At 49.4% G+C, this 5,802-nt stretch carries 4 protein-coding genes; all 4 read left to right on the plus strand.

The features are described from left to right. Positions 1-317: 317 nt before the first annotated feature. The 4 genes from JRI95_16010 to ftsH all read left to right on the plus strand — a co-directional run bounded on the left by JRI95_16010 (position 318) and on the right by ftsH (position 5,405). Positions 318-1,865 carry a sigma 54-interacting transcriptional regulator gene (locus JRI95_16010; protein MBW2063048.1) on the plus strand — a complete coding sequence of 516 codons (1,548 nt, stop codon included), beginning with the start codon at positions 318-320 and terminating at the stop codon, positions 1,863-1,865. 375 nt (positions 1,866-2,240) lie between these two features. Then, positions 2,241-2,591: an antibiotic biosynthesis monooxygenase gene (locus JRI95_16015; GenBank protein MBW2063049.1), complete on the plus strand. Its 351-nt coding sequence runs from the start codon at positions 2,241-2,243 to the stop codon at positions 2,589-2,591. Positions 2,592-2,966: 375 nt separating this feature from the next. Further along, on the plus strand, positions 2,967-3,320 hold the full coding sequence (locus tag JRI95_16020) for a hypothetical protein (protein MBW2063050.1): 354 nt from the start codon (positions 2,967-2,969) through the stop codon (positions 3,318-3,320). A 180-nt stretch (positions 3,321-3,500) separates the two neighbouring features. Beyond that, positions 3,501-5,405, plus strand: coding sequence for an ATP-dependent zinc metalloprotease FtsH (ftsH, locus tag JRI95_16025; GenBank protein MBW2063051.1), 1,905 nt, complete (start codon positions 3,501-3,503; stop codon positions 5,403-5,405). Positions 5,406-5,802: the final 397 nt, after the last annotated feature.

The raw sequence follows: 5,802 nt of genomic DNA on the forward strand, positions 1-5,802 counted from the left end.
AAATCGACAGATACCGCGGTCTGCCTAAAGCCGATCGCGGATTTTCGGGTTTTTCTTGACCCAACAGAATGGTTGGTTATAATGGAATTCGGCCCATTATCTCCAAGCACTTGTTTGCGAAAAACACACCTGTTTGTTGGTTTTCACACCGGCCTGAAGAATTATTGCAAAAAGCGGTATATGATGAATTTCACCCACATAGGAAAATGGCAAAGGAAATGGGTATCGACACCTATCGGATGGAAAACCGGATATCATACGCACTATTCAGAAGGCCGAATATCGACTGCTACGGAACCGAAATGGTGACCGAGTACATGGATAACAATCAATCATTTAATGAATTTGAACAAACCGTGAAGGCGTTGGGATACGGTGAACGAAAGCTACAAGCCTTTATGGAAATCTTTGATAACGTCTTAGGAGCGGCTCATGAGCCCTTGGTGATGCTTGATTCTGATTTGAAGGTTGTAAAGGCCAATCATTCCTTTTACCGGACCTTCAAGGTTACGCCGGAGGGAACAGAAGGGGTATTAATTTATGATCTTGGCAACGGGCAATGGAATATCCCAAAGCTTAGAGAATTACTTGAAGATATCCTTCCCCACAATTCCACATTCAATGACTTTGAGGTGCAACATGACTTTGAGACCATTGGCCGAAAGATAATGCATCTGAACGCCCGGCGGATACACGGTGAGGCAAAGCAAAGCCAAATGATTCTCCTGGCCATCGAGGATGTGACCGAGCGTGAATATTACAAAAGACATCTTGAGAAACTTGTTGAAAAGCGGACGGCAGAAATCAGGATGGCAAAAGAAGAGGCGGAAAAGAGCAAACAAATTGCCGAATCCGCACTTTTCGAAATAAAGAGGTTAAAGGAGCAACTTGAAGCTGAGAGGGCGTATCTACAGGAAGAAATCAAGCTTGAATACAACCATGAGAACATCATCGGCCAAAGTGACGCAATCAAATACGTATTTTTCAAGGTTGAGCAAATAGCCACTACTGATACCAATGTGCTGGTTCTCGGCGAGACCGGAACCGGAAAAGAGCTGGTCGCCCGGGCCATTCACGGTTTAAGCTTGCGCAAAGAGCGAGCCCTGGTAAAAGTGGATTGCGCTGCATTGCCTTCAAACCTTATTGAAAGCGAACTGTTTGGTCATGAAAGAGGGGCTTTCACCGGCGCCCATTCCAGACATCTGGGACGGTTTGAGGTCGCCGACGGTGCCACCCTTTTTCTTGATGAAATTGGCGAACTGCCGCTGGAATTGCAATCCAAGCTGCTCAGGGTCGTACAGGACGGCGAGTTTGAACGCCTGGGCAGCTCCCGTACGATCAAGGTCGATGTGCGGATTATTGCGGCCACAAATCGCAATCTGGAAGAGGAGGTCCGTAAGGGCCGGTTCCGTGATGACCTCTGGTACCGTTTAAATATTTTCCCTATCACCATGCCGCCGCTCCGCGATCGGTTGGATGACATTCCGCTTCTTGTGGACTTTTACGTCAAAAAGATCTCCAGGCGAATGGGCAAGTCCATTGAGATCATTCCGACGAGAGTTATGAATGCCTTGCAGAACTATCACTGGCCCGGCAATGTCCGGGAATTGGAAAACGTCCTCGAACGTGCGGTGATTAACTCCTCGGGGCCCAAGCTGCGCCTAGTGGATGAACTGAAGACTCGGCAGAATGATATATCCTGTGCGAAAAAAACCCTCGAAGCGGTTGAGCGCGAACATATTTTGCGGATCCTCGAACAAACTCAATGGAAAGTGGGCGGAAAAAACGGGGCGGCCGAGATCCTCGGGCTCAACCGCAGCACGTTGCGGGCTCGGATGCGAAAACTCGGTATCCTCAAGCCATAAAGCCCGGGGATTCTCCTTTTCCATATGATCAATCTTCAAGTCATTCTCAGTTGGATCACACACCCTCTCCAGTCATCACTCCCTTGACCTCAACCAGGCCAGGGCCGTGGCCATATTTGACCATTTGCCATATATGACCACTGTTTCACATCAGCCCGGCCCTCCTCTGCCAACCTTTCGATATTTAACAGTCGTTGACAAATCAATATGTTGAGCCATTCGACACACCGCTTATCCATCTCGGCATGAAACTTGGACTTACCATAAGGCAACGTTTGATATTTTTGGTAGGCCGGCAATGCAAAGGCTTTTAGGAATTTGGGAATATACCGTGACACAAACCATTAAGGGGATTTTCCGGAGAGGAGGCTTTGCGTGATTATGGTAAGAATTAAATTGAAGGCACTCATGGAAAAACGAACCGAGGTGATGCAAACGCTTCACTCGATGATTGAGCCAGCGGAAAGGGAGAAGGGGTGTCTTTGCTATGACGTTTTTTGCGATATTGAAGACGAAACGGTTTTCAATCTGATCGAGGAGTGGGAAACCCGTCAGGACCTGGGGCGTCATATGCGGTCTGAAATATTCAGTGTTTTGCTCGGGACAAAGAGCCTTTTGGCCAGACCGATCGAGATGAAACTCCATACGGTCTCCCGTTCGGAAGGGCTGGAGGTCATCAATGCCCTCAGGGCAAGGGAACCCCGAGATGGCCAGCGACCATTTTAGTGTAACAAAGGAAAGCTTATGAAAACCTTGCTGATCTATCCGGAGTACGCGGCAACTTTCTGGAGTTTCAAATACGCCCTTAAATTCATTCACAAAAGAGCGGCATCGTCACGGCCATGGTGGGTTTGCTGAACGCTCCTCCCGGCACAAGACTTTACGAACGAATGAGAGAGGAAGGCCGGCTGATCGGGTCTATCACCGGAAAGCCATCCAGGCCGAAGGCATTGCGGAAGCTAAGGGCATTCACGAGTGGAAATGATCTTCATATGGGAAAAACGGTCAGGTACTGGCCGGGGCCGATGATCTCGTCCAACTTATTGGTCGCAAGGTCATCGTAGGCAAAATATCACAACATCATTCAAGGAGGTATTATCAATGAAACCGGAAGCTGCAGTGAGAGTTAAGTATGGCGTTTGGGGTCTTGTTGTTGGGGCAGTCCTCACGATGATCATCGGTTTTGCGTGGGGGGGTTGGGCAACCAAGAGCACTACCCAAAAGATTTCCGACGAGGCGGTCTTGGCGACTCAGGCGGCGATCTGCGTCGCCCAATTTATGAATCAACCGAACCATGAGGAAAAACTTAAAGAATTAATGGAGTTAGACTCATGGAAGAGAGCCGAATACATCCAAAAGGGGGGCTGGGATAAAATGCCCGGGCAAAAGGAAAAGCCTGACTATTCTGTTAGCCAAGCATGCGCCAATGGGCTTGAACTTCTTATCAAAAAATGAGTTAGCTGTTAAAGGTAACTCATATCATACGTGGGTTGCCTTTTTCAATAAAGAGTTTCTTGAAAGCAAAAGGGGATGAAATGGGCGACAACAGAACAAGATTCCCTGGTAGCCCGCTAGAGGACGACTATAGGCGGAAATGACTGTGCCAGGATAACCAGTTGCCAGTGAGGTTTGATAATGCCACTGAATGAAAAAAAAGAACCGGGGGAAATCTTGAAAGATAAGCTTCGTTCAATCTTCAGTCCCAAAAACCCACAGAAAAAGAAGGACGCCTTGCCCACTAAGGCACGCTTCAGCATCTGGTATTTCGTGATAGCCTTCCTTTTGTTTTCCTACATGCAGCAATACTATTTTTCTTCAAAGGTGGAGACGATCCCCTACAGCCAATTTAAACAATACATAGCCGAAGACACCTTGAGCAAATTGACCATCGGCCCGGAAAATATCCGCGGAACGCTAAAAGGAAAAGGCGAAAAGCCGGGCCAGGACCAGAAGTTCACCACGGTTCGGGTGAATGATCCCGACCTGGTGAAGGATCTGGATGCCCACAATGTCAGCTACTCAGGACACTATAAGAGTAAACTCCTGAGCAGCATTCTCTCCTGGATGATCCCCATTGGCATTTTTTTCTTGATCTGGCGATACGCCATGAAAAAGATGGGGCCCGGGATGGGGGTCATGTCTTTTGCCAAGAGCAAGGCCAAGATATTTGCGGAAAGTGAGATCAAGGTCACTTTCGCCGATGTGGCCGGGATCGACGAGGCCAAAGAAGAGCTCCAGGAAGTCGTGGAATTTTTGAGCAATCCCGGGAAATTCCAAAAACTGGGCGGGAGAATTCCCAAAGGGGTGCTTCTGGTGGGCCCTCCGGGTACCGGCAAAACCCTCCTGGCCAGGGCTGTGGCCGGTGAGGCAAAGGTCCCTTTCTTCAGCATCAGCGGGTCTGAGTTTGTGGAGATGTTCGTCGGGGTGGGCGCAGCCCGCGTTCGCGATCTTTTTGCGCAGGCCACCGGTCAGGCCCCTTGCATCATCTTCATCGATGAACTGGACGCATTGGGCAAAGCCCGGGGGATGAATATAATGGGTGGACATGATGAACGAGAGCAAACTCTCAATCAGCTCCTGGTGGAGATGGACGGGTTCGAGACTAATAAAGGGGTCATTATCATGGCCGCCACAAACAGGCCGGAAATCCTGGATCCCGCCTTGTTGCGCCCGGGGCGGTTTGATCGGCAGGTCCTGGTGGACCGGCCGGATATCAACGGGCGCGAGGCCATCCTGAATATCCACACAAGGAATATCCTATTAGCTCCCGCTGTCAACCTCCGCATGCTCGCAGGACGTACCCCGGGTTTTGTGGGAGCCGATCTGGCAAACCTCATCAACGAGGCCGCCCTATTGGCCGCCAGGAAAGACAAAAAAGCGGTAGAATCGGCGGATTTCGACGAGGCTATCGATCGGATAGTTGGGGGCCTGCAGAAAAAAAATCGGGTGATGAACGCGCAGGAGAAAGAAATTGTCGCTTTTCATGAGTCAGGACATGCGATTGTGGCAGAGTCTGTCAAGCATGCCGACCCGGTCCATAAAATCTCCATTATTCCCAGGGGGATCGCAGCTCTTGGATATACTCAGCAACAACCAATCGAGGACCGCTATTTAATGACCCGCTCTGAGCTACTGGACCGGCTGGCCGTTCTCTTGGGAGGCAGGGTAGCGGAGGAATTGGTTTTCAATGAAATCTCCACAGGCGCTCAAAACGATTTGCAGCAGGCCACGGACATGGCCCGGTCCATGGTCACGGAATACGGCATGAGCGATCGGCTGGGATTGGTGGCCTATGAGCGCGCTCGTCAGCCAATGTTCCTGCCGGAAAGTTTTGCTCCCGCTAAAACCTACAGTGAAGAGAAAGCCGGTCAAATTGATGAAGAAATCTCCCTTGTAGTCGAGGAAGCCCACCAGAGGGTGCGAGGAATCCTGTCGGCTCACCGGGATGTTTTGGATGACCTGGCCCACCTCGTTTCCCAGAAGGAAGTCGTACAGGGGGAGGAGCTTAGAAAGATGCTGGGTAAAACCCCTGCGGAGTAGCAACACACTCCGTTCTGTTTCCCATACCCATCTTACATCGGAGGATAATAATGGGGTGTATTACCAGATTCTTATCGAAGGCCACTTTCATGCCAACCATTTTATAAAATCCCCCTGCCCCCCTTTAAAAAAGGGGGAAATTCCAAAAGTTCCCCTTTGCTAAAGGGGGATATAGGGGGATTTCTTGAAGTGGTTGGTCCCGGAAAGTGGAACATCTCATCATGAGAGAGGATGATATCCTGGGTATCATAGAAAAGTAGTTGAAGGAGGATATGTATTAATGACTATCAGATGTTAAAACCGAGTGTTTAGGGAAGACTGGTTTTTCAAATCATGGAACAGAATGGAGAACTCGTATGGAACAAGATACGAGATATATCCGCTGGTTTGAAAAGAT

Source organism: Deltaproteobacteria bacterium (genome assembly GCA_019308995.1).
Lineage (GTDB): Bacteria > Desulfobacterota > Desulfarculia > Adiutricales > JAFDHD01 > JAFDHD01.